Genomic DNA, 20,651 nt, shown 5'->3' on the forward strand with positions numbered 1-20,651 from the left:
TGCTCCCGTGCGGTCCTTGGCTTCGCTTGAGTGAAGGACCGTCGCTTCAGGCCGCCGCGGGCTGGATCTCCACCCGCAGCAGCTGACGGCCGATGAGGAAGTGGTCGCCGTTGTCGACGAAGGTCGGCCCCGCCAAGCGGATGAAGGTGCCGTTGGACGAGCCCACGTCCCGCACCATCAGCCGGTCCCCCCTGACCTGTAGCAGTGCATGCCGCCCGGACACGAAGCCGTCCGTGGGGAAGGCGATGTCGCCCTGCTCACGACCCAGCAGGTTGTCGCCGTCCTTGAGCGGGTAGGCCGCGCCGCGCAGGCCGCCCTCCAGCAACTGGATGAGCCGCAGCCGGTAGCCGGGATCCGGCGAGCCCCACACCTGCGTGCCGCCGGGCCCCAGCGCCGCGGCGGGGATGGGCTCCAGCACCAGACGCTGCCGGCCCAGGCGCAGCTCTCCGCCGGCGGGCAGCTCGCGCTCATTGCGCAGGCGCACGAAGACGCCGTTGGCGCCGCCCACGTCCTCGATGGCGAGCCGGGCGCCGGAGAAGAAGAAGCGCGCCTGCACGGGCATGATGAAGGGGTCGTCGTTGAGCGCGATGTCCGCCTGCTGGCCGCAGGTGAGGGTGTCGCGCTGCATGCGCACGAGCGCCTCGGGGCCTCCGTCCGCTCGCACCACGCGGATGGACACCTGCGGGCGCGACGAGACGTGCGCCACGGCCATCACCATGGTTCCGGAGCGCAGCGCCGAGCCGCAAGCTCGGCAGACAGTGGCATCCCGGGAATTCTCGGTGTCACAGCGGGGGCAATATTCCACGGCGTCCATGCGAGCGTCCCTTCTAGCAGGCCCGCGCCGCGTTGGGGGGCCCGACAGCGCACAGCTTGCTCCCCACCCGAGGGGCATGGTGAAGTCCCGGCCCCACTGACTGGACGCTGACGTGTACTGCCCTTCCTGCGGCGCCGACGCCGAAGACTCCTCCCGTTACTGCCCCGCCTGCGGCGCGACGCTCCTGCGCTCGGCGGATGGCGGCGACGAATACGTGGGCAAGACGATTGCCGCCAAGTACCGGGTGGAAGCCCTCATCGGCGAGGGCGGCATGGGCAAGGTGTACCGCGCCCGTCAGCTCGCGCTGGACAAGGTGGTGGTGCTGAAGGTGCTGCGCCACACGCTGCTGTCGGACGAGCGCACCGTCGCGCGCTTCCAGCGCGAGGCCAAGGCCGCCAGCCGCTTGAATCACCCCAACTCCATCAGCGTGCTGGACTTCGGTCAGGCGGACGACGGCGCGCTCTTCATCGCGATGGAGTACGTGGCCGGGCAGGACCTGCATCAGATCCTCAGCCGCGAGTGGCCGCTGGGCGAGGCGCGCGTGGTGCGCATCGCCCTCCAGATTTTGAGCGCGCTGTCGGACGCGCACGGCGCGGGCGTCATCCACCGGGACCTGAAGCCCGAGAACATCATGGTGGAGCAGCGCCGCAACGAGCCGGACTTCGTGAAGGTGCTGGACTTCGGCATTGCGAAGATCACCGACTCGCAGGACGAGGGCCCGGCCCTCACGCGCGCGGGCTTCGTGTGCGGCACCCCCGAGTACATGTCGCCGGAGCAGGCGCGGGGCGCGGTGCTCGACCACCGCTCGGACCTGTACGCGGTGGGCGTCATCCTCTACCAGCTGATGACGGGCCTGCTCCCCTTCGAGTCCGACTCGGCGGTGGGCTTCGCCACCAAGCACCTCACCGAGGAGCCACCTCCGCCCACGCGCCGCCGCCCGGACGCGCGCATCTCCCCGGGCATGGAGCGGCTCATCCTCCGCGTCCTGTCCAAGGACCCGGACGACCGGCCGGCCAACGCCGCGGCCTTCAAGACGGAGCTGCTCGCGGTCGACAAGGAGCGCCGCCGCGGGGGCGCTGCCTCCAGTGCCAATGACACGGGCGGGCGCCGTCCGCAGGCCTCGGGCGTGCTGGCCCCCATCCCGCGCAAGTCCCAGGCCGCGCACAACAGCGCCCGGAACAACACGGCCTGGAACGACGTGACGGTGGAAGCCACCGTGCAGGGCCTGCCCCACTCGCATTCGCGTACGCCGGTCTCGGAAGAGTCCACGATCGCGCCCGAGGGCACCCAGACCTCCGTGGTCGCGCCTGTCTCCAGTGGCGGAGAGGGCATCATCCTCTTCTTCAAGGCGCTCACCACCGTGCTGGTGCTAGGGGCGGTGGGCTTCTTCGTCTACTACTTCGGCATTGGCGCGGGCAGCGGCTCCGAGGGGAACCAGTACGTGGCGCCGCCCAACGCGCCCCGCCTGCTCACCTCCGGTTCGGATCAGCCGGACTACCTGCGGCAGATCCCCAGCAACGCGCGCAACGTGGACAAGGCGCGCAAGCTGACGCAGGACGGGGACCGCGACGTGATGGCCGGGGAGCTGGTCCGCGCGACCTCCAGCTACAAGGAAGCCTTCAATTTCAACCCGGAAGCGGAGCTGGCCCTCAAGCTGGGCGAGCTGTACTGGCAGCGCGACAACACGGACGAGGCCCGCGGCTGGTGGGTGCGCCACCTGACCGACATGCCCGACTCGCGTGCGCGCGCGTACATCGAGGTCCGGCTCGGCAGCCCGGTGGCGCGGCCCTCGTCGCCCTGAGTGCCGCCGGTAGCGCCCGGCCCGCTCCCGTGGGGCGGGCCGCTTCCCGTCAGCCCAGCGTCTCCACCTGCATGACGTGCTGACCCAGGCGGACGCGGTCGCCCGGACGCAGGGGGCGCTCCGTCGCGGGCGGGATGCGCACGAAGGTGCCCAGGCCGCCGGAGAGGTCGCGCAGCATCGCGCCCGTCGCCGTGGGGCTCAGTTCGCAGTGCCGGCCGGCGAGCCCCTCGTCATTCGGGTACGCCAGGTCGCAGTGGGCCTGTCCGATGGTGAGCAGTGCGGCGGCTGTCACCACCGCGCGGCCCGCCCTGCCGCCCATGTGGACCTCCTCCACGCCGTAGAGCGCCTGGCCGAGCGGCACGGGCGAGCCATACGGGGTGGGGCGGCCCGCCACGGGCGCGGGGGACTCCACGCGGCCGGTGAAGCGGAACAGCCGCTGGCCGGCGCTGAAGAGGGCGCGCGGCGCCAGCGGCTCCGTGCCGGCGAAGGTGACGTAGACGCCTGACGCGCTCGACTCGTCGCGCACGAAGAGGGCGCCGTCCTTCACGAGGAAGGTGGCGTGCAGCGGCGACACGTAGACGTCGTCCGGGAAGAGGATGGCGCCGCGCTGGCGGCCCACCACGCAGCCCGTCACCGGCAGCTTGTAGCGCTGGCCGCGCGTCGTCCCGGCGATGACCGCCAGCCCGAAGCGCGATGCCACCGGGGCGGGGCGTGCGGTGGCGCCCGTCGTCGCCGGGGGCGTGCCGGCCGGAACCGGCGCCGTGGCCCCCGTGCCGCCGCGAGGGGGCAGGGCGTTGTCCGGCACGGGCGGAGGCGGGCGGGTGTTCGCGGGCGGCAGGGCCGGCCCGTAGCCCGCGCGGGGCGGAGGCGGCGTCCCCACGGGCGGCGCCGCGGCCCGGCGGGCCTCCACCATCAGCCCCTGGGCGGCGGTGGGCGGCGGAGTGCGCGCGGAGGGCTTGAGCCCGGGCGGCACGGCGCTGGGCGGCGGAGGCGGTGTGGGCGGGGTGAGGGGCTCGCCCGGGCGCGTGAAGCTCGAGACGGCGGCGGGGCGGCCAGGGCCCGTGCCAGCCGGGGGCGGCGTCGCCGGCCGGGGCGGGGTCGTGGCCGCCGGACGGGGGGCCGGAGCGGCCTCTTCCATCGCCTGGCCGCACAGCACGCAGGTGGCCGAGCGTGGCGGGTTGAAGCCGTCACAATTCGGGCAGACCACCGGGAGCGCGGACAGCAGAAGCTGAGACATGGGCAGAGGGCCAATCTAGGGGGGCGTGAAACGCCGGGTCAACGAAAGCCTCGGACCCATCTCCAAGGCGCCCGGGCCTCCAACGACCCGGCGGGGCATGCGATGTTCCAGGGTAACGTTGCCCCTGCTGTTTGAGGCAGTTACGATTGTCACCGCCTCGATGATTCGCCTGAACGACATCCTGCAGCGGGTTGCGTCGTACCACCCGGACCCCGACCTGGACATCATCAAGAAGGCGTACGTCTACTCGGCCAAGGTCCATCAAGGGCAGCTCCGCAAGTCGGGAGAGCCCTACCTCATCCACCCGCTGGAGGTGGCGGGCATCCTGGCGGAGCTGAAGCTGGACGAGGCGTCCATCGTCACCGGCCTGCTCCACGACACCATCGAGGACACGCTCGCCACTGCGGAGGAGCTCACGGAGCTCTTCGGGCCGGAGGTCGCCCAGCTGGTGGACGGCGTGACGAAGCTGTCCAAGTTCTCCGCGTCCGCGACGCTCTCCCAGGAGGAGAAGCAGGCGGAGAACTTCCGCAAGATGATCATCGCGATGGCGCAGGACATCCGCGTCATCCTCGTGAAGCTGGCGGACCGCACGCACAACATGCGGACGCTGGATCACATGTCCGAGGAGAAGCAGGCCCGCATCGGACAGGAGACGCTGGACATCTACGCGCCCCTGGCCAACCGCCTGGGCATCTCCTGGATCAAGACGGAGCTGGAGGACCTGTCCTTCCGCTACGTGAAGCCGCAGGAGTTCTTCGCGCTGGAGGAGCAGCTCAACAAGCGCAAGAAAGAGCGCGAGAAGTACATCGAGGACACCTGCGACCTGATGCGCGAGAAGCTCCAGGAGCGCGGCCTCAAGGGCGACGTCAGCGGGCGCTTCAAGCACGTCTACAGCATCTGGAAGAAGATCAAGTCGCAGGGCATCGACTTCGATCAGATCCACGACATCATCGCGTTCCGCATCATCGCGCCGTCGGTGCCCTCCTGCTACGAGGCGCTGGGCATGGTGCACCAGATGTGGAAGCCGGTGCCCGGGCGCTTCAAGGACTTCATCGCCATCCCGAAGCCCAACATGTACCAGTCCCTGCACACCACGGTGATTGGTCCGTTGAGCGAGCGCGTGGAGGTGCAGATCCGCACCGCGGAGATGCACAAGATCGCCGAAGAGGGCATCGCCGCGCACTGGGCCTACAAGGAAGGCCGCGCGCCCATCTCCAAGGACGACGAGAAGTTCGCCTGGCTGCGCCAGTTGATGGAGTGGCAGCAGGACCTCAAGGACCCCAAGGAGTTCCTGGAGACGGTGAAGGTGGACCTCTTCACCGACGAAGTTTTCGTCTTCACGCCCAAGGGCGACGTGCGAAGCCTGCCGCGCGGCGCGACGCCGGTGGACTTCGCGTACGCCATCCACAGCGACGTGGGCGGCCGGTGCGTGGGCGCCAAGGTGAACGGCAAGATTGTTCCCCTGCGCTACAAGCTGAAGAACGGCGACACGGTGGAGGTGCTCACCAGCCCGCAGGCGCACCCGTCCAAGGACTGGCTCACCTTCGTCAAGACGAGCCGCGCGCAGCAGCGCATCCGCGGCTTCATCAAGCAGCAGCAGCGCGACAAGAGCCTGCAGCTGGGCCGCGAGCTGGTGGACCGCGAGTTCAAGCGCTTCCAGCTCAACTTCAACAAGCTGATGCGCTCCGGCGAGGTGAAGAAGGTCGCCGAGGAGCTGGGCTTCCGCGTCGAGGACGACATGCTGGTCGCCATCGGCTACGGCAAGGTGACGCCGCAGCAGCTGGTGCAGCGCATCGTTCCGCAGGAGAAGCTGGCGCAGGCGGAGCCGCCGCCGCGGCCTTCGGACGCCGGCGGGACGGGCAACGGCTCGGGGGCGAACGCCTCCATGCTGCCGGGCCTGTCGCGCATGACGGACCTGGCCAAGCGGCTGGTGGGGCGCAACAGCCGCAGCGGCGTCCAGATTGGCGGCGTGGATGACGTGCTGGTGCGCTTCGGGCGCTGTTGCAACCCCGTTCCCGGGGACCCCATCGCGGGGTTCATCACCCGGGGCCGGGGTGTGACGGTGCACACGGTGGGGTGTGAGAAGGCCCTGGCCACGGACCCCGAGCGGCGCGTGGACGTGTCCTGGGACGTGAAGGGCGACTTCAAGCGGCCCGTCACCCTGCGCGTGCTGACGGCGGACCGGCCGGGCCTGCTGGCGGACATCACCAACACGTTCTCCAAGAAGAGCGTCAACATCTCCCAGGCGAACTGCCGGGCCACCGGCGATGACCGGGCCGTCAACACCTTCGAGGTCACCATCTCCGACCTCAAGCAGCTGACGGACCTGATGCGCTCCATCGAGCGGTTGACGGGCGTCTACTCCGTCGAGCGAATCTAGCCCTGTCCTGTGCTACAGCCCGCGGCGGACCCGCGGCCCTCGTCCCCTTTGGGAGGGCCGCCTCAACGCGAGGTGTGCTGCATGGCGCGCAAGGCAATCCACTCCGACGACGCCCCCAAGGCGATTGGCCCCTACTCCCAGGCCGTGCAGGTGGACGCCGGGAAGATGACGTTCCTGTCCGGCCAGATTCCCCTGGATCCGAAGACGATGGAGATGGTCACCGGTGACGTCGTCGCGCAGGCCGAGCAGGTGATGAAGAACCTGCAGGCCGTGCTCGCCGCCAGCGGCCTGGACTTCAGCCACGTCGTGCGCTGCACCATCTTCCTCACCGACCTGGGCGACTTCGCCAAGGTGAACGAGGTGTACGGCCGCGCCTTCTCGGGCGCTCCGCCGGCCCGCGCCACCGTGCAGGTGTCCGCGCTGCCGCGCGGCTCCAAGGTGGAGATCGACGCCATCGCCGTCTCCTGACGCCGCACGCGGGACTCGCTGGAAACACGAAGGCCGCCGGTTCCCGCTGTGGGAGCCGACGGCCTTGGTGCTTCAGGAGCGGGGGAGGGCTACTTCGCTTCCGCCGCCATCGCCACGCCGGCCTTCTTCAGCTCCTCGTCGATGACCTTCTTGAAGGCCTCGAAGGGCTGCGCACCCACCAGCGTGCGGCCGTTGATGAAGAACGTCGGGGTGCCGTTGGCGCCCTTGGCGGAGCCGTCCGCCATGTCCGCCTCGATCTGCTTGTCGAACTTGCCGGAGTCCAGGTCCGCCTTGAACTTGGGCACGTTGAGCTTCAGCTCCTCGGCGTACTTCTCCAGGCTGGCGCGGTCCAGCGCGCGCTGGTTGGCGAAGAGCTTGTCGTGCATCTCCCAGAACTTGCCCTGCTCGTTCGCGGCCATGGAGGCCACGGCGGCGAGCTTCGCGTTCTGGTGGAAGGGCAGGGGCTGGTGCTTGAAGGCGATCTTGACCTTGCCCTTGTAGACCTTCTCCACCTGCTCGAGCGTCGGCACGGCGCGGCTGCAGAAGGGGCACTCGAAGTCGGACCAGGCGACGATGGTGACAGGCGCGTTCTTCGGACCGCGCACCGGGGCGTTGCCCACTTCCACCTTCTGCACGGCCGGCTCGGCGGGCGCCGCGGGGGCGGCCGGAACGGCGTTCACGTTGTCCTGGTTCAGCTTGGCGTAGAGGTCCTCCGCCTTGGTGCCGGCGGCGAGCGCCTTGTCGGCCTTGGCGATCTCCTGGTCGATGAGGGGCTTGAAGGCCTCGAAGGGCTGCGCGCCGGAGAGGAAGCGGCCGTTGATGAAGAAGGCCGGGGTGCCGTTGGCGCCCACCGCCATGCCGGCGGAGGAGTCCGCCTCCACCTTCGCGGAGATCTTGCTCGACTCCAGGGCGGCCTTGAACTTGTTCATGTCCAGGCCCAGCTCCTGCGCGTACTTCTCCAGGTCACCGCGCTCCAGGGCGCGCTGGTTGGCGAAGAGCTTGTCGTGCATCTCCCAGAACTTGCCCTGCTCGTGGGCGGCCATGGAGGCGGCGGCCGCGATCTTCGCGTGCGAGTGCATGGGCAGCGGCTGGTGACGGAACACCACGCGCACGTCCTTGCCGTAGGTCTCCTTGATCTTGTTGAGCGTCGGCACCGCGCGGCTGCAGAACGGGCACTCGAAGTCCGACCACTCGACGATGGTCACCTTCGCGGTGGCCGGGCCGAAGGAGGGGGAGTCCGCGGGGATCTCGATCTTCTTCGCGGCGGCGGGGGGCTCCGCCTGCGGCTGGGAGGGGCGGGAGGGGGCGCGCTCGACGCCCTTCTCGATGATGCGCGCGTACACCTGCGACGGCGCGACGCCGCTCTTCACCAGGCCCTCGGCCTTGGCGAGCTCCTCGTCGATGAGGGCCTTGAAGTTGTCGATGGGCTGCGCGCCGGAGAGGAAGCGGCCGTTGATGAAGAAGGCCGGCGTGCCGCTGGCGCCCATCTGCTGGGCCAGGGCCTGATCCTTGTCGATGGTGGCGCCCAGGCGCTCATCCGCCATGTCCGCCTTCCACTTGGCGACGTCCAGGCCGATCTGCTTGGCGTAGCCCTCCAGGCTCTCGCCATCCAGCTTCTTGTTGTTGGCGAAGAGCAGGTTGTGCATGTCCCAGTACTTGCCCTGCTCACCGGCCGCGAGCGCCGCGAGGGCCGCGGGACGGGCGTGCGGGTGGAAGGACAGCGGGTTCTGGCGCATCACGACGCGCAGCTTGTTGCCGTAGTCCTTCTGGAGCTGCTCGACGGTGTTGTGCGCGCGGCTGCAGAACGGGCACTCGTAGTCGGAGAACTCCACGATGGTGACGAGCGCGTTGACGCTGCCCTTCGTGGGGGCGCCGTCGACGGGCACCTTGAAGACGGTGGGGTCCACGGCGCGCGCGGGCTTGTTCGCACCCTGCGCGACGGACGGCGTATTACCGGTGGTGGTTTTCGAGCCGGTGGCGGCACGGCCGCCAACGAACCCGAGCACCAGGCCGACCAGCAAGGCCACGATGACATTGGGCTTCATGGGTTGGGAATGCTCCTGCGCCATAGGTCCGACTCCGGGCCCCAAGCGGGTGTCTGGGTAGGGAAAGGGCGGGGTACTTAACAGAGGGAATTCCAGACACGCAAGCCGCGATGACCGCCTGCGTCCGCCCGATATCCAGAGGCCTCGAAGGGGCGGACAACGACGCTGGGGACACCAAAATTCCCTCTCAGCGCGCGTGTCGTGTCACTTTGGCAGCCAATCTTTCGTGACAGGATGCGCGGCCATGGAAGCCGGTGTGCGCGTGGATACGTCCGGGGCCCTCTGCCCGGTGCCCATCCTGGAGATCGCCAAGGCGATGCGGCGCCTTGCGCCCGGGACGCTGGTGGAGCTCATCTCCACCGACCGTGGGCTGGAAGCGGACCTGCCCGCCTGGTGCGATGCGACGGGCAACGAGCTGGTCCGCATGGAGCGCCGGGGCACCCACTATGTGGGCTGGGTGCGCAAGGCGGGGTGAGCGTCCGTGGGGCGCGGGCCTACAGCAGTTGAAGGACGCGGTCCTCCAGGCGGCGGCCGCGGCTGACGCCGAGGATGAGCACCTGGTGCTGGAGGAGGTGGCCGACGGTGCGGCTGATGACCTCCTCGGCTTTGTGGGCCTGGCCGTCGAAGCGCACGCGCAGCACGTCCGGGCCCTCCATGCGCGCGTCGGTGACGCCAGGCATGGAGGTGATTTCGGGGATGATGACGTCGCCCCGGGCGATCTGGACACGGAACTCGGCGCCCTGGCCGGTCAGCTCCGACATGGTGCCGGCCTGGGCGAGCGTGCCCTTGTCGAGGATGGCGGCCGCGTCGCACAGCTCCTCCAGCTCCTGGAGGTTGTGGCTGGAGACGACCACCGTCTGCGTGCCCTTCATGTCCTTGATGACCTGACGCACCTGCGCGGCGATGCGCGGATCCAGGCCGGCGGTGGGCTCGTCCAGGAGGACGAGCGGCGGGCGGCCCATCAGGGCCTGGGCCATGGCGGCGCGCTTGGCCATGCCGTGGCTGAGCGCCTGCGTCTGGACCTTCCAGGCCTCCATCAGGCCCACCTTCTCCAGGGCGCCGCGGGCCTCGTGTTCCGGCTGGGGCAGGTCCGACAGGCGGGCCCAGTACATGAGCAGCGCGCCCACCTCCCAGCCGGAAGGCAGCACCGCGTCCTGGGGCAGCGCGCCCACGCGACCCTTGAGGGCGCCGGGCGTGGTGGGGGACACGCCCATCACCTGGAGCGAGCCCTCGGACGGGTAGAGGTAGCCGCACATCATGGAGAACGTCGTCGTCTTGCCGGCGCCGTTGGGGCCGATGAGACCGAAGACGTCGCCCTGCTGGACCTGGAGGCTCACCGCCTTGACGGCGACCTTGGGGCCGAAGTGCTTGGAGACGTTGTTCAGCTGGATGGCCAGATCGCTCACAGGTCCCTCGTGCGCAGGACGCCATAGGCGCCGAAGAGGAAGACGGCCGCGAAGGCGGCGTAGGCCGCGCCGCTCGTGGCGAACTCGGAGAGCCGCGGGTGCAGCAGGTTGCCCGAATAGAACGACGGGGACAGGTAGCGCAGGAAGCGCAGCACGTTCTGCTCGCTCACGGAGCGCCCCACGGAGTCCATCAGCCAGAAGGCGAAGAGCAGGATGAAGTTGAAGACGAGGCTCACCGCGGGGAGGCGGAAGAGGCTGGAGCACAGGGTGGTGAGGGATACGTACGCCAGCGAGTAGACGATGGTGGCGCTCCAGAACTTCAGGAGGTTGAGCACCAGCACGCCGAAGGCGAAGTCGTCGTTGATGATGCGCGCGTAGATGAAGATGGCCAGGTCGATGATCAGCACCAGCCCCACCAGCAGCGTGGCCTGGGAGAGGAACTTGCCCAGGAGCACCGACGAGCGGCGTGCGCGGACCGTGAGGTAGCGCATGGAGCGCGGACCCACTTCGCCGCTCACCTGGTCGAAGCCCATCAGGGCGATGTAGGCGGGCAGGAAGAAGAGGCTGAGCTTGAAGACGATGAGCACCACGATGGGCACCTGCGCCAGGGCCTCCACCATCGCGGCGTCGTTGTCGGCGAGGAAGCCCAGCACCCCGCGTTGCATCTCCGCCGCGGCCTGCTTGACCATCTCCGGGTCCCCGCCGCTCTCGGTGAGCTTCGCGTTCACCTGGGCCTGCAGACCCCGGGTGACGAAGCCCACCATGAGCAGCACCAGCGCGGAGAACATGCTGTAGAGGCCGAGCAGCACGATGGCCCGGCCGCTCTTCACGGCCCGGCGCAGCTCGGCTCCCCAGATCACCAATGTCTCTTTGAGTCCGTCCAAGGTGCACAGGACCCTACTGGACCTCCGAGCACCTTCCCAGGTTTCTGGCGGACGAAGGCAGCAGTCGAGGAGGCAAGCCGTGGACAGCGCGCCCTCAGCGACTAGGATCCGGCGGCCTGCTCCCTGTCCCCCCAAGGAGAGCCCCGAAGAATGACGATGCGCCGCCTCCTCGCCGCCCTGCCGCTGTTCCCCCTCACGCTGCTCCTGGGTGCCTCCGCGCCCGGGCCGGACGCGAACACCGCGCCGTCACCCGCCGCCCCGTCGGATGCCCAGGCCCTGGCGCAGTCGGTGAGCGCCCTGGGGACGGACGCCGGCCCCGTGGGCGCCCGCGCGCTGGTGGAGAAGGTGGAGGCCGAGCAGCGCGCCCAGGTGGCTTCGCCGGACGCGGGGACCTCCGCGAGCGTCGCGAAGGCGCCGGGCGCTCCGACCGAGCCCGCGCCGAGCGGGGCTGCCGCGGCGCAGGCTTCGGGTTCGGCCGCCGCTCCCGCGTCGAGCGGGACCGCTGCGGCGCAGGCCTCGGGAGCGGGGGCTGAGGCGGCTCCCGCCGTGCAGGGCCCGGACACGCGTCCCGTGGATGCCCGCGCGCTGGCGGAGGCGCTGGCCGCGAAGGACACCGCCGCGCTGGAGCCCGGGATGGTGCCTCCGATGCCGGTGCCCTCGCGGGAGAAGGCTCCGCCGTTCGGCAAGCTCCAGGGCCTGCCGCGCGCGCAGGACCTGGTGGCCCGCGCGAAGCTGGAGGGCAACAAGCTGGTGGTGAAGGGCGGCAAGAGCGCGCCGGATCAGGTGCTCACCATCGACCCCGGCCTCCAGGCGTCCCTCACGAAGATCATGCAGAACTACCAGGTGCCCTACGGCGCCGCGGTGGTGCTGGAGCCCTCCACCGGCCGCGTCCTCGCGATGGCGGAGCACTCGGAGGCGAAGCCGGAGCTGCGCGGGCTGCCCATCCGCGCGGTGTACCCGGCCGCGAGCATCTTCAAGATCGTCACCGGCAGCGCGCTCCTGGAGGCCGGCGTGTCGCCCGACACCGAGGCGTGCTTCCACGGCGGCAAGCGGCGCCTCAACGAGCGGCAGCTGGAGGACACCGAGCGCGACGGCGCCTGCTATTCGCTGGCGCTGGCCATGGGCAAGAGCGCCAACGTCATCTTCGCCAAGATGACCAGCAAGCACCTGACCGCGGACTCCCTCAAGCGCATGGCGGCGCGCCTGCGCTTCAACCGCGAGATCCCCTTTGCCCAGCCGCTGGACGTGTCGCTCGCGTACATCCCGGAGGACGGCTTCGCGCTCGCCAACACCGGCGCGGGCTTCGGTGACGTGTACCTGTCCCCGCTGCACGGCGCGCTGCTGGCGTCCGTGGCCGCCAACGAGGGCCGCTGGGTGGACCCCGTGCTGGTGGAGCCGGAGCCCTTCATGCCCCTGCCGGAGCCGGAGCCCGTGCTCACGCCCACCGCCGCCCATGAGCTCACGCGGATGCTGGAGGAGACCGTCACCCACGGCACCGCGCGCGGCGTCTTCCGCGAGCGCGGCTTCCAGGTGAAGGACGCGGTGGGCAAGACGGGCACGCTCGCGGACCGCGAGCCCTTCCGCGACTACTCGTGGTTCGTGGGCTTCGCGCCCAAGGACAACCCGCGCGTGGCCGTGGCCGCCCTCATCGTGAACGACCCGAAGTGGCGCATCCGCGGCTCGTACCTCGGCCGCGAGGCCCTGCGCCTGGCGCTGGAGCGCATCCCCGCGCCGGTGGAGGTGACGGCCCCCGCGGGCGCCGCCGGCAAGCACTGAGGCGCGGACGTCAGGACAGCGGACGCGCGGTGAGCTTCACCAGCCCCGTGTCCACGAAGCCCTGGAAGAACTTCAGCGCCTCCAGCTCCTGGAGGGGCGACACGTGCACGATGGCGGCCACGTCCCGCCGCCCGTCGATGCGCGACAGCAGGTAGCGCTCCGGTGACGTGAGGGGCAGCGTCTTCAGGTGCGCGGGCGTCACCATCAGCGCCGGCACCCGCGACGGCTCCATCAGCGCCTTGCGCAGCTCCGTGAGCAGCCGGCCCTCCGCGTCGCGCAGCAGCTTCTGGGTGTGCTCGGTGGGCGCGATTTCGTGCGCGCGCCGGGCCAGCGCCTCGCCGTCGCGCAGGTTGCCCGCGTCCAGGAAGAGCTGGGCGGCCTGGAGCACCTCGTCGGAGGAGGACTCGGAGCCGATGACGCCGCCCGAGTCCAGGTCGTCCTCGTCCTCCTCCACCACGACGACGGTGTGCGCGCCGGGCTCCGGGGAGGGCAGGGGCGCTTCGTCCGACACGCGCAGCGCGTCCTGGCGGTAGAGCGCGTACAGCCGCTGGTACAGGAAGAAGTCGGTGGCGTGCAGCGCCAGCGCCATGCCGTCGATGCTGAGGCCTTCCTTCGCGAGCTGCACGATGCGCTCGTCCATGCTGCCGGCCTTGCGGTCCGTCAGCTTGCGCTCGTCCACCTCCAGGCGCACGCGGCCGGAGGGGAACACCGCGCGGATGGCCTGCCATGCCGTCTCGCGGAACTCGCCCTCGCGGTGCACGTCCAGCAGGTCCACGCTGACGTCCAGACCCTCCAGCTCCGGCGCGACGTCGGTGGGGCGGAAGTCGAAGCCGCCTTCCTCCCAGGTGAAGGCATCCAGGAGCATCTCCCGGAACTTGTGGGAGAGCACCGTGCGCACGGTGGTCTCCGACACCGTGCCGGTCATGATCAGGATCTTCCCCAGCAGGATGTGCGTCTCCGCCTGCGTGGAGAACGCGCGCTCCAACTGATCTTCCGTCAGGTGGCCCTGGTTGATCAGGAACTGGCCGAAGTACTCGCGGGGCTGGTTGGAGCTGGCGGTGATGACGCTGCCGTCGCGCAAGAGGAGCTGCTTGCGCACGTCTCCCCGCTCCACGTTCAGGGTGCCGGTGGCCCGGCGATTCCCGAGGTGGACGACCAGGTCCTTGAGGGGCATCGTCGAAAAATCACCACACACGCCGCGCATCGAGCGCCCATCCTGCAACGCATGCGAGTCGATATCTACTCGAAACCCCGGTGTTCCCTCTGTGAGAAGGCCCTCGCCGTGGTCGTCGAAGTGCAGGCCCGGCTGCCGTTCGAGCTCTACGTCACCGACATCCTCCAGAGCCCGGACCTCTTCGAGGCGTGGCGTTACGACATCCCCGTGGTCCTCATCGACGGGGTGCCCGCCTTCAAGCACCGCGTCGACGCGGAGACCCTGGAAGTCCGGATCCGCGAGGTGATGAATGGCATACCCATTGCTAAAACCGTGGGCCAGGATGGGTAACGAAGTGCCCTTCCCTAAGAAATCCAAGGGGATACGTAGGGCGCGAAAGTAGCGGGGCTGTAAATCTGGGCAGGCGGGCAGGGTGGTGGGGAAGAAAATGCTGGAAGGGAGGGCACGGCGGTGGGTGTGAAGCGCAAGCGAGCGGGAAAGTCGGGCCAGCCTCCCACGGTGTTGCTGGTGGAGCCTCGCGCGGAGGACCTGGAGCGCACCCGGGCGCTGCTGGGGGAGTCCGGGTTCCGCGTGGTGCCCCTGACGCGCTTCGACGCGGCGGTGCCCCTGTTCGAGGTGATCCGCCCGGACGCGGTGCTGCTGGCCGCGCAGCCGCCGGACTTCGCGGCCATCCAGACGGCTCGGCGCCTGCGCCAGGTGGGCAAGGGCACGGTGCCGATGATGTACTTGGTGGATTCGCACGACCGGGACGCGTGGCGCTTCTGCGTGGAGAAGGGGCAGTGCGTGGACGTGGTGCCGCGCACGGTGGATGGCGCGGAGCTGTCCATGAAGCTGCACGCGCAGATGCGGCTCAAGCAGTCGGTGGAGCGCGCGGCCACGGGTGAGGAGGCCGGCACGGCGCTGGCGCTGCATGACCCGGTGACGGGGCTCTACAACCGGCCCTTCCTCTTGGCCCTCATCGGGCTGGAGGCGCGCCGGACGGAGCGCTACGGCGGGACATTCTCGGTGGTGGCGGCGGAGGTGACGGGGTGGAGCGCGCTTCGCAAGGAGCACGGCAAGAGCATGGCGGAGCGGCTGCTCGTCTACAGCGCGGTGGTGCTGGGGCAGACGGTGCGCGAGGCCGACGCGGTGGCGCGGGTGGGCGACAGTCAGTTCGCCATGCTGCTGCCGGGCACGCCCGCGGAGGCGGTGCCGGAGGTGCTGGCGCGGGTGGAGGCCCGGTTCGAGGCCGCCCGGTTCCAGATGGAGGGTCGCGTGGTGCGCACGGCGCTGGAGCTGGGGGCGGTGAGCTTCCCGGACACGGTGGGGGCTCCCACCCAGCTCTTGGGCGCGGCACTGCAGACCTTGAGGCGTACACGCGAGCTTCGGCGGGCAGCCGGTCCAGCCCGTCTGATGTCGGTTTGATTCAGTTCACGAGGGTTTGATGCACAGGGCGAGCGGAGGCGTGGGGATGGATCGGATCGCGGTGCTGGTGGTGGATGACGAGGAGTCGGTGCGCACGTTCCTGTCCGAGCTGCTGGGCAGCTCGGGCTACCAGGTGCGCTGTGCGTCGAGCGGTTCGCAGGCGCTGGAGATGCTCTCCGGTGGCTCGTTCGACGCGGTGCTGCTGGACGTGGTGATGCCGGAGATGAGTGGTCTGGAGGTGCTGCGCCGCTACCGGAGCACGGGCGGCACGGCGCCGGTCATCGTGTTGAGCGCGCTGTCGGGCGCGGACGATGCGGTGCGCGCGCTGAAGATGGGCGCTTCCGACTATCTGGCGAAGCCCTTTGGCAACGACGAGCTGCAGGACGTGCTCGCGCGCGCCCTGGGGACCCGCGTGCCGGAGCGTCAGGCGACCGCGCCCGCGCCCCGCGTGGTGCTGACGCCCGCGGAGGCCGCGGCCGAGGCCCGCGTGCTCATCTCCACGTCGCCGGCCATGCGCCGCGCGCGTGCGCTGGTGGAGCGCATCGCGGACACGGACGTGCCGGTGCTGCTCTTGGGTGAGTCCGGTACGGGCAAGGAAGTGATTGCCCGCGAGATCCACGCGCGCAGCCAGCGCCATGGCCGGCCGTTCATCAAGGTGAACTGCGCGGCGCTGCCGGGTGAGCTGCTGGAGAGCGAGCTGTTCGGCCACGAGCGCGGCGCCTTCACGGGCGCCACGGCGGAGAAGCCGGGCAAGTTCGAGCTGGCGGATCAGGGCACCATCTTCCTGGACGAGATTGGCGAGATGGCCATCCGCCTCCAGGCGAAGCTGCTCCAGGTGTTGCAGGACGAGGAGTTCTTCCGCGTCGGCGGCAAGAAGAGCGTCCGCGTGGACAGCCGCGTGGTGGTGGCGACGAACCGCGACCTGGAGAAGGAGATCGCGCTCGGCAACTTCCGCGAGGACCTGTACTACCGCCTCAACGTGGTGGCCATCCGCCTGCCGCCCCTTCGCGAGCGCCGCGAGGACGTGGTGCCGCTCACCGACCACTTCCTCAAGAAGTACGGCCGGGGCTTCATGACGAACGTGTCCGAGCTGCCGTCCGAGGTGCTCCACGCGTTCAGCGACTACGAGTGGCCGGGCAACGTGCGCGAGCTGGAGAACATGGTCCGCCGGCTGTGCGTGCTGAAGGACCCGACCCTGGTGCTGGATGAGATCCACGCCGGTGGCCGTGCTCCGGCGAGCGCCCCGTCGCTGCCCACGTCGTTCGGCGGTGGGGACGACTTCATCCCGCCTCCGTCGCGCCACGTGGATGAGTCCGCCCGCGTCTTCGCGGCTCCGCCGTCCGTGTCCTCGGTGGCGTCGGGCTCGGGGGTGCAGGTGCTGGAGATGCCCGCGCGCGGCGCGCTGACGCCGGTCCCGGTGGCGGAGGCCACGCCGTTCAACGCCGTGGCGCCGCAGCGCTACGCGAACCCGTTCGATGCGCCGCAGCCTCCGCCCCCGCCGCCTCCGGCCGGGGAGCTGTCGCTCAAGGACATTGGCAAGCGCGCGGCGATGCTCGCGGAGCGCGAGGCCATCCTCGCGATGCTCCAGCGCACCGCGTGGAACAAGCGCCGCGCGGCGGGCAAGCTGCGCATCAGCTACAAGGCGCTGCTCTACAAGATCAAGGAGTGCGGCATCATCGACCCTCGCGCCAGCGCGGAGTTCTGAGCCGCGCGCCTGGGGCGCGATGGAAGACCTGGGAGTGCGGCATCATCGACCCGCGAACGCGGAGAGTGGCGTCGCACATCTGGGGCAGGGTTGAAGACGCGAGGAGTACGGCCTCTTCGACCCGCGCGAGCGCGGAGTTCTGAGCCGCGACTGACGACGTGAGGTGACGGCCCTTCTTCCGGATGACGGGAGGAGGGCCGTTCACTTTCGCGCCGGGCCTTGCGCGGAGCGGGCGTTGCCCGGTATCGCGGAGGCCATGACCGCTCCGCTCCTCCTGCTTGGCTGTGGTTTCACGCTCACGCGCTTCGCGGTGGCGGAGGCCCGCGCGGGCCGGGAGGTCCTGGCCACGACCCGGGATGCCGCTCGCCGCTCGGTGCTGGAGGGCGCGGGTGTCCGCGTGGTGTCCATTGACGACGCGCTGTCACGGGCAGCGGGCGCGCACGTCGTGGACTCCGTTCCTCCGGACGCCGGACTGGATGCCCGCTTCGCGGAGGCCCTGTCCCGCTCGCGGCCCTCGCGGCTCGTCTACCTGTCGTCCACCGGCGTCTATGGCTCCGCTCGCGGACACGTGGACGAGTCCACGCCGGTCGACCGGACCTCCCCGGTCTCCCGCGCGCGCCTGGAGGCGGAGGACGTCTTCCTGCCCCTCGGTGCGAGCGTCATGCGCATCGCGGGCATCTACGGCCCGGGGCGCGGCACGTCCGGACGCTTGAAGGCGGGCACGCTGCGCATCCCGGAGTCGGGCGGGGGACGCCTGTCTCGCATCCACGTGGATGACCTGGTGGACGCGGTGCGCGTGGTGCTCGAACGCGGCGCGCCCGGCGAGGTGTACTGCGTGGCCGACCGCCGGCCCGCGACGCAGGAGGAGACGGCCTCCTATCTCTGTCAGCAGCTGGGCCTCCCCATGCCGCCGCGCGTGCCCTTCGAGTCCCTCCATGAATCCCTGCGCGGCGACCGCGCCATCAGCGCCGCGAAGCTGGAGGCCCTGGGCTGGACGCCGCGCTACCCGGACTTCACCACCGGGTTCCTCGCCGCCATGGAGGAGGAAGCGCGCGGCTGAGCACTACTCGGGTGACTCCGCCCGGAGGAGCTGTTGCAGGTCGAGCTCCGACCAGTCCAGCTCCTGCTCCACCTGCTGGAACGCCGCGTCCCCGATGGTGCCGGTGGCCCGGAGCTCCACCAGCTTCTTCCGGCTCGCGGCCATCGCGGCGCGCACCATCCCCGCGTCCGCGGTGGGTGGGCCCCAGGGAGCGCTGGGGCTCGCGGCGCCCACGAGCGCGTGCTCGTCCAGGAGCTGGCGCGCGCGCCGCAGTTGCAGCTCGTACCGGCGGCGAACCAGGGTCGCCATCTCCGTGCCCGGCGAATCCTGCGTGGCCTCCAGCCCCGCGCGCAGCGTCTCCACCCGCGCGAGCCGCACCTCGTGGTCCACCTCGCCGTCGTCGTCCAGCTTCAGCCGCGTCATCAGGGGCTTGAGCGTCATGCCCTGCACCACGAGCGTCCCCAGCACCACGGAGAACGATGTGAAGAGGATGAGGTCCCGGTAGGGGAAGGCCGCGACCCCGTCATGCCCCGTGGGCAGCGCCAGCGCCGCCGCGAGCGTCACGATGCCTCGCATCCCGCACCAGCCCACCAGCACGGCCGCGCTCGGGGAGAGCGTGACGGCGCTGGACTTCGACTTGCGCTGCCGCCAGCGGTTGAACGCCGCCGCCCCCATCACCCAGGCGATGCGCGCGAGGATGGCCGCGACCGTCACCACCGCCGCGATGGCCGCGTACTCCAGCCACGTCTCCCGGTCGAAGCGCGCGACGATGCCCTTCAACTGGAAGCCCACGAGCACGAAGGCCAGCACGTTCAACACGAACGTCGCCACCTCCCAGACGGCATAGGACGGGATGCGGATCCGCGCGGGCGTCATCGTGGAGGCCGTGCGGGAGATGGTCATCGCGTAGACCACCGTCGTCAGGATGCCGGACAGGTGCAGCCGCTCCGCGAGGATCCACACCGCGAACGTGCTGCCGAACTGGGTGATGACCGCCGTGGACACGTCCTCGACGCTGGCGTTGATGCGCAGGCTCACCCGCGACAGCACCACGCCCAGGAGCACGCTGGCCACCGTGACGACGAGCAGCGTGGGCACCGCGCTCCAGCCCAGCACGCCGCCCGCGGCCACGGCCCCCAGCGCGAGCCGGTAGATGAGCAGGGCGCTCGCGTCGTTGAAGAGGCTCTCGCCCTCCAGGATGACCATCAGCCGGTGCGGAGGCTTGAGCTGCTTCAGCACCGCCGTGGCCGCAGCCGCGTCCGGCGGCGCGACGATGGCGCCCAGCGCGATGGCCGCGGCCCAGGGCATCGACGGCACCATCCACCTCACCGCCACCGCGACGGCGATGACCGTGAGCACCACCGCCCCCAAGGCCAGGCTCGCCACCGGCCGCCAGTTCGCGCGCAAGTCGCGGGGAGACGCGTCGAACGCCGCGTCCAGCAGCACCGGCGCGACGAACAGGGTGAGCGCCAGCTCCGGATCCAGCACCAGCTCCGGGCTGCCCGGCACGAGCGCCAGCACCGCGCCGGCGAGCGCCACCAGCGCGGGGTAGGGCGTGCCGAGCCGCCGGGACAGCGCCGCCAGTCCCGCGCCGCCCAGCAAGAGCGCGATGACGATCTCGAACACCAGCATGAAGACCTCGCGAAGAAGTCCACCCGGGACTCCTGCCGGCGACGTAGCGCAGGAGGGCCCGCGGGGAACAGTGGCGAATTCCGGACGGCGGAAACCTGCGTCCCGCCGGAGGCCGCCTGCGTCATCAGCCGAACGCGATGGGTGCCATCAGCCGGAAAAGGGGCGCACCTTTGCGAGGCGTGGGCCCCCGGTGACAGGCTTGCGCTTTCGGGCCACGTGAAGCGCGCGGCCTTGCGAACTCCGTCCCATGGGGGAACCGAAGATGTCCAGGTCGTTGCTGTTGGCGTCGTTCAACGAGGGCGTCCACCGCTCCATGGCCGGCAACCACGAGGCCGCGGTCCAGTCGTTCGATCAGGTCCTCGCCGTGGATCCACGCCACTTCCCCGCGCTCACCGCGAAGGCCTTCGCCCTCAAGCAGTTGGGGCGCACCGAGGAGGCCCTCAAGGGCTTCCAGCGCGCCATCGAGCTGGACCCCTCCGCGGCGGACCCCCACCGCGAGGCCGCGCTCTGCCAGCTGGAGCTGGGCGAACCGGAGGCCGCCTCCCTCCTGATGCACCGGGCGGTTCAACTCAACCCCACCCCCGGCTACCGCGAGGCCGCCGCCATCGAGGTCTACCACCTGGGTAACACGCTGCTGACCCAGGGCCGGCGGCCGGACAAGGCCCGTTACCGGCTGGCCCGTCAGGTCTTCGAACTGGCCCTGGAGCTGTCGCCCGCCTACGTGGAGGCGGCCAAGGCCCTGGCGGACGTGTGGGAGCACCTGGGCGACCCTACCCAGCAGGAGCACTACACCCAGCTGGCGACCCGGCTGCGCCCCGCCTCCTCCTGAGGCCGCTCCCATCAAATTTTTACAAAAGCGGAGGGAAAGGGCGGGTTGCCGGTGTTG

At 70.3% G+C, this 20,651-nt stretch carries 17 protein-coding genes; 10 read left to right on the plus strand and 7 right to left on the minus strand.

Annotated features, from left to right (window positions below):
• Positions 1–46: 46 nt before the first annotated feature.
• Entirely contained in the window at positions 47–814 is a 768-nt protein-coding gene (locus ACX114_RS14590) for an FHA domain-containing protein (protein WP_459298583.1), read from the minus strand.
• A 112-nt stretch (positions 815–926) separates the two neighbouring features.
• On the opposite strand from ACX114_RS14590, the gene ACX114_RS14595 reads away from it, so the two are divergent.
• Positions 927–2,615 carry a protein kinase domain-containing protein gene (locus ACX114_RS14595; protein ID WP_459298585.1) on the plus strand — a complete coding sequence of 563 codons (1,689 nt, stop codon included), beginning with the start codon at positions 927–929 and terminating at the stop codon, positions 2,613–2,615.
• 49 nt (positions 2,616–2,664) lie between these two features.
• Here the strand turns inward: ACX114_RS14595 and ACX114_RS14600 are convergent, their stop codons facing one another.
• A complete protein-coding gene (locus tag ACX114_RS14600; protein WP_459298587.1) occupies positions 2,665–3,852 on the minus strand; it encodes an FHA domain-containing protein in 1,188 nt (395 codons plus the stop codon).
• A gap of 160 nt (positions 3,853–4,012) precedes the next feature.
• Between ACX114_RS14600 and ACX114_RS14605 the strand changes: the two genes are divergently transcribed.
• Both ACX114_RS14605 and ACX114_RS14610 read left to right on the plus strand, forming a co-directional pair.
• Positions 4,013–6,232 (plus strand): RelA/SpoT family protein, encoded by a 2,220-nt coding sequence (locus tag ACX114_RS14605; protein ID WP_459298589.1) that lies wholly within the window; start codon positions 4,013–4,015, stop codon positions 6,230–6,232.
• An 81-nt stretch (positions 6,233–6,313) separates the two neighbouring features.
• Positions 6,314–6,700, plus strand: coding sequence for a RidA family protein (locus tag ACX114_RS14610; protein WP_459298591.1), 387 nt, complete (start codon positions 6,314–6,316; stop codon positions 6,698–6,700).
• 89 nt (positions 6,701–6,789) lie between these two features.
• Here the strand turns inward: ACX114_RS14610 and ACX114_RS14615 are convergent, their stop codons facing one another.
• The gene (locus ACX114_RS14615) at positions 6,790–8,745 is read right to left on the minus strand and encodes a DsbA family protein (RefSeq protein WP_459298593.1); all 1,956 of its coding nucleotides are present in this window, start codon (positions 8,743–8,745) and stop codon (positions 6,790–6,792) included.
• A gap of 244 nt (positions 8,746–8,989) precedes the next feature.
• Between ACX114_RS14615 and ACX114_RS14620 the strand changes: the two genes are divergently transcribed.
• Complete coding sequence (locus ACX114_RS14620) at positions 8,990–9,220, plus strand: sulfurtransferase TusA family protein (protein WP_459298595.1); 231 nt, start codon at positions 8,990–8,992, stop codon at positions 9,218–9,220.
• 19 nt (positions 9,221–9,239) lie between these two features.
• Here ACX114_RS14620 and ACX114_RS14625 read toward each other — a convergent pair whose 3' ends face one another.
• Both ACX114_RS14625 and ACX114_RS14630 read right to left on the minus strand, forming a co-directional pair.
• The gene (locus ACX114_RS14625) at positions 9,240–10,151 is read right to left on the minus strand and encodes an ABC transporter ATP-binding protein (RefSeq protein WP_459298597.1); all 912 of its coding nucleotides are present in this window, start codon (positions 10,149–10,151) and stop codon (positions 9,240–9,242) included.
• Positions 10,148–11,011, minus strand: a complete 864-nt coding sequence (locus ACX114_RS14630; protein WP_459298599.1) for an ABC transporter permease — start codon at positions 11,009–11,011, stop codon at positions 10,148–10,150. The genes ACX114_RS14625 and ACX114_RS14630 overlap by 4 nt, the downstream gene beginning before the upstream one ends.
• Positions 11,012–11,185: 174 nt before the next feature.
• Between ACX114_RS14630 and ACX114_RS14635 the strand changes: the two genes are divergently transcribed.
• The gene (locus ACX114_RS14635) at positions 11,186–12,811 is read left to right on the plus strand and encodes a penicillin-binding transpeptidase domain-containing protein (protein WP_459298601.1); all 1,626 of its coding nucleotides are present in this window, start codon (positions 11,186–11,188) and stop codon (positions 12,809–12,811) included.
• Between the two features lie 10 nt (positions 12,812–12,821).
• Here the strand turns inward: ACX114_RS14635 and ACX114_RS14640 are convergent, their stop codons facing one another.
• Entirely contained in the window at positions 12,822–14,015 is a 1,194-nt protein-coding gene (locus ACX114_RS14640) for a DUF4388 domain-containing protein (protein ID WP_459298603.1), read from the minus strand.
• Between the two features lie 21 nt (positions 14,016–14,036).
• Between ACX114_RS14640 and ACX114_RS14645 the strand changes: the two genes are divergently transcribed.
• The 4 genes from ACX114_RS14645 to ACX114_RS14660 all read left to right on the plus strand — a co-directional run bounded on the left by ACX114_RS14645 (position 14,037) and on the right by ACX114_RS14660 (position 18,154).
• The gene (locus ACX114_RS14645) at positions 14,037–14,315 is read left to right on the plus strand and encodes a glutaredoxin family protein (RefSeq protein ID WP_459298605.1); all 279 of its coding nucleotides are present in this window, start codon (positions 14,037–14,039) and stop codon (positions 14,313–14,315) included.
• A 120-nt stretch (positions 14,316–14,435) separates the two neighbouring features.
• Positions 14,436–15,389: a GGDEF domain-containing protein gene (locus ACX114_RS14650; RefSeq protein ID WP_459298606.1), complete on the plus strand. Its 954-nt coding sequence runs from the start codon at positions 14,436–14,438 to the stop codon at positions 15,387–15,389.
• A gap of 46 nt (positions 15,390–15,435) precedes the next feature.
• Positions 15,436–17,094: a sigma 54-interacting transcriptional regulator gene (locus ACX114_RS14655; RefSeq protein WP_459298608.1), complete on the plus strand. Its 1,659-nt coding sequence runs from the start codon at positions 15,436–15,438 to the stop codon at positions 17,092–17,094.
• Positions 17,095–17,350: 256 nt separating this feature from the next.
• Complete coding sequence (locus tag ACX114_RS14660) at positions 17,351–18,154, plus strand: NAD-dependent epimerase/dehydratase family protein (RefSeq protein WP_459298610.1); 804 nt, start codon at positions 17,351–17,353, stop codon at positions 18,152–18,154.
• Between the two features lie 3 nt (positions 18,155–18,157).
• Here the strand turns inward: ACX114_RS14660 and ACX114_RS14665 are convergent, their stop codons facing one another.
• Positions 18,158–19,765 (minus strand): cation:proton antiporter, encoded by a 1,608-nt coding sequence (locus tag ACX114_RS14665; RefSeq protein WP_459298612.1) that lies wholly within the window; start codon positions 19,763–19,765, stop codon positions 18,158–18,160.
• Between the two features lie 262 nt (positions 19,766–20,027).
• Between ACX114_RS14665 and ACX114_RS14670 the strand changes: the two genes are divergently transcribed.
• Positions 20,028–20,594: a tetratricopeptide repeat protein gene (locus ACX114_RS14670; RefSeq protein WP_459298614.1), complete on the plus strand. Its 567-nt coding sequence runs from the start codon at positions 20,028–20,030 to the stop codon at positions 20,592–20,594.
• Positions 20,595–20,651 lie beyond the last annotated feature (57 nt).

The sequence above is a fragment of the Corallococcus sp. M7 genome (assembly GCF_054512695.1).

Excerpts from the sequence above, each read along its gene's own strand:
- ACX114_RS14660 (WP_459298610.1), top strand. The coding sequence starts at position 17,351 with ATGACCGCTCCGCTCCTCCTGCTTGGCTGTGGTTTCACGCTCACGCGC.
- ACX114_RS14645 (WP_459298605.1), top strand. The coding sequence starts at position 14,037 with ATGCGAGTCGATATCTACTCGAAACCCCGGTGTTCCCTCTGTGAGAAG.
- ACX114_RS14640 (WP_459298603.1), bottom strand. The coding sequence starts at position 14,015 with ATGCGCGGCGTGTGTGGTGATTTTTCGACGATGCCCCTCAAGGACCTG.
- ACX114_RS14600 (WP_459298587.1), bottom strand. The coding sequence starts at position 3,852 with ATGTCTCAGCTTCTGCTGTCCGCGCTCCCGGTGGTCTGCCCGAATTGT.
- ACX114_RS14620 (WP_459298595.1), top strand. The coding sequence starts at position 8,990 with ATGGAAGCCGGTGTGCGCGTGGATACGTCCGGGGCCCTCTGCCCGGTG.
- ACX114_RS14635 (WP_459298601.1), top strand. The coding sequence starts at position 11,186 with ATGACGATGCGCCGCCTCCTCGCCGCCCTGCCGCTGTTCCCCCTCACG.
- ACX114_RS14665 (WP_459298612.1), bottom strand. The coding sequence starts at position 19,765 with ATGCTGGTGTTCGAGATCGTCATCGCGCTCTTGCTGGGCGGCGCGGGA.
- ACX114_RS14670 (WP_459298614.1), top strand. The coding sequence starts at position 20,028 with ATGTCCAGGTCGTTGCTGTTGGCGTCGTTCAACGAGGGCGTCCACCGC.
- ACX114_RS14615 (WP_459298593.1), bottom strand. The coding sequence starts at position 8,745 with ATGAAGCCCAATGTCATCGTGGCCTTGCTGGTCGGCCTGGTGCTCGGG.
- ACX114_RS14610 (WP_459298591.1), top strand. The coding sequence starts at position 6,314 with ATGGCGCGCAAGGCAATCCACTCCGACGACGCCCCCAAGGCGATTGGC.
- ACX114_RS14655 (WP_459298608.1), top strand. The coding sequence starts at position 15,436 with ATGGATCGGATCGCGGTGCTGGTGGTGGATGACGAGGAGTCGGTGCGC.
- ACX114_RS14590 (WP_459298583.1), bottom strand. The coding sequence starts at position 814 with ATGGACGCCGTGGAATATTGCCCCCGCTGTGACACCGAGAATTCCCGG.
- ACX114_RS14605 (WP_459298589.1), top strand. The coding sequence starts at position 4,013 with ATGATTCGCCTGAACGACATCCTGCAGCGGGTTGCGTCGTACCACCCG.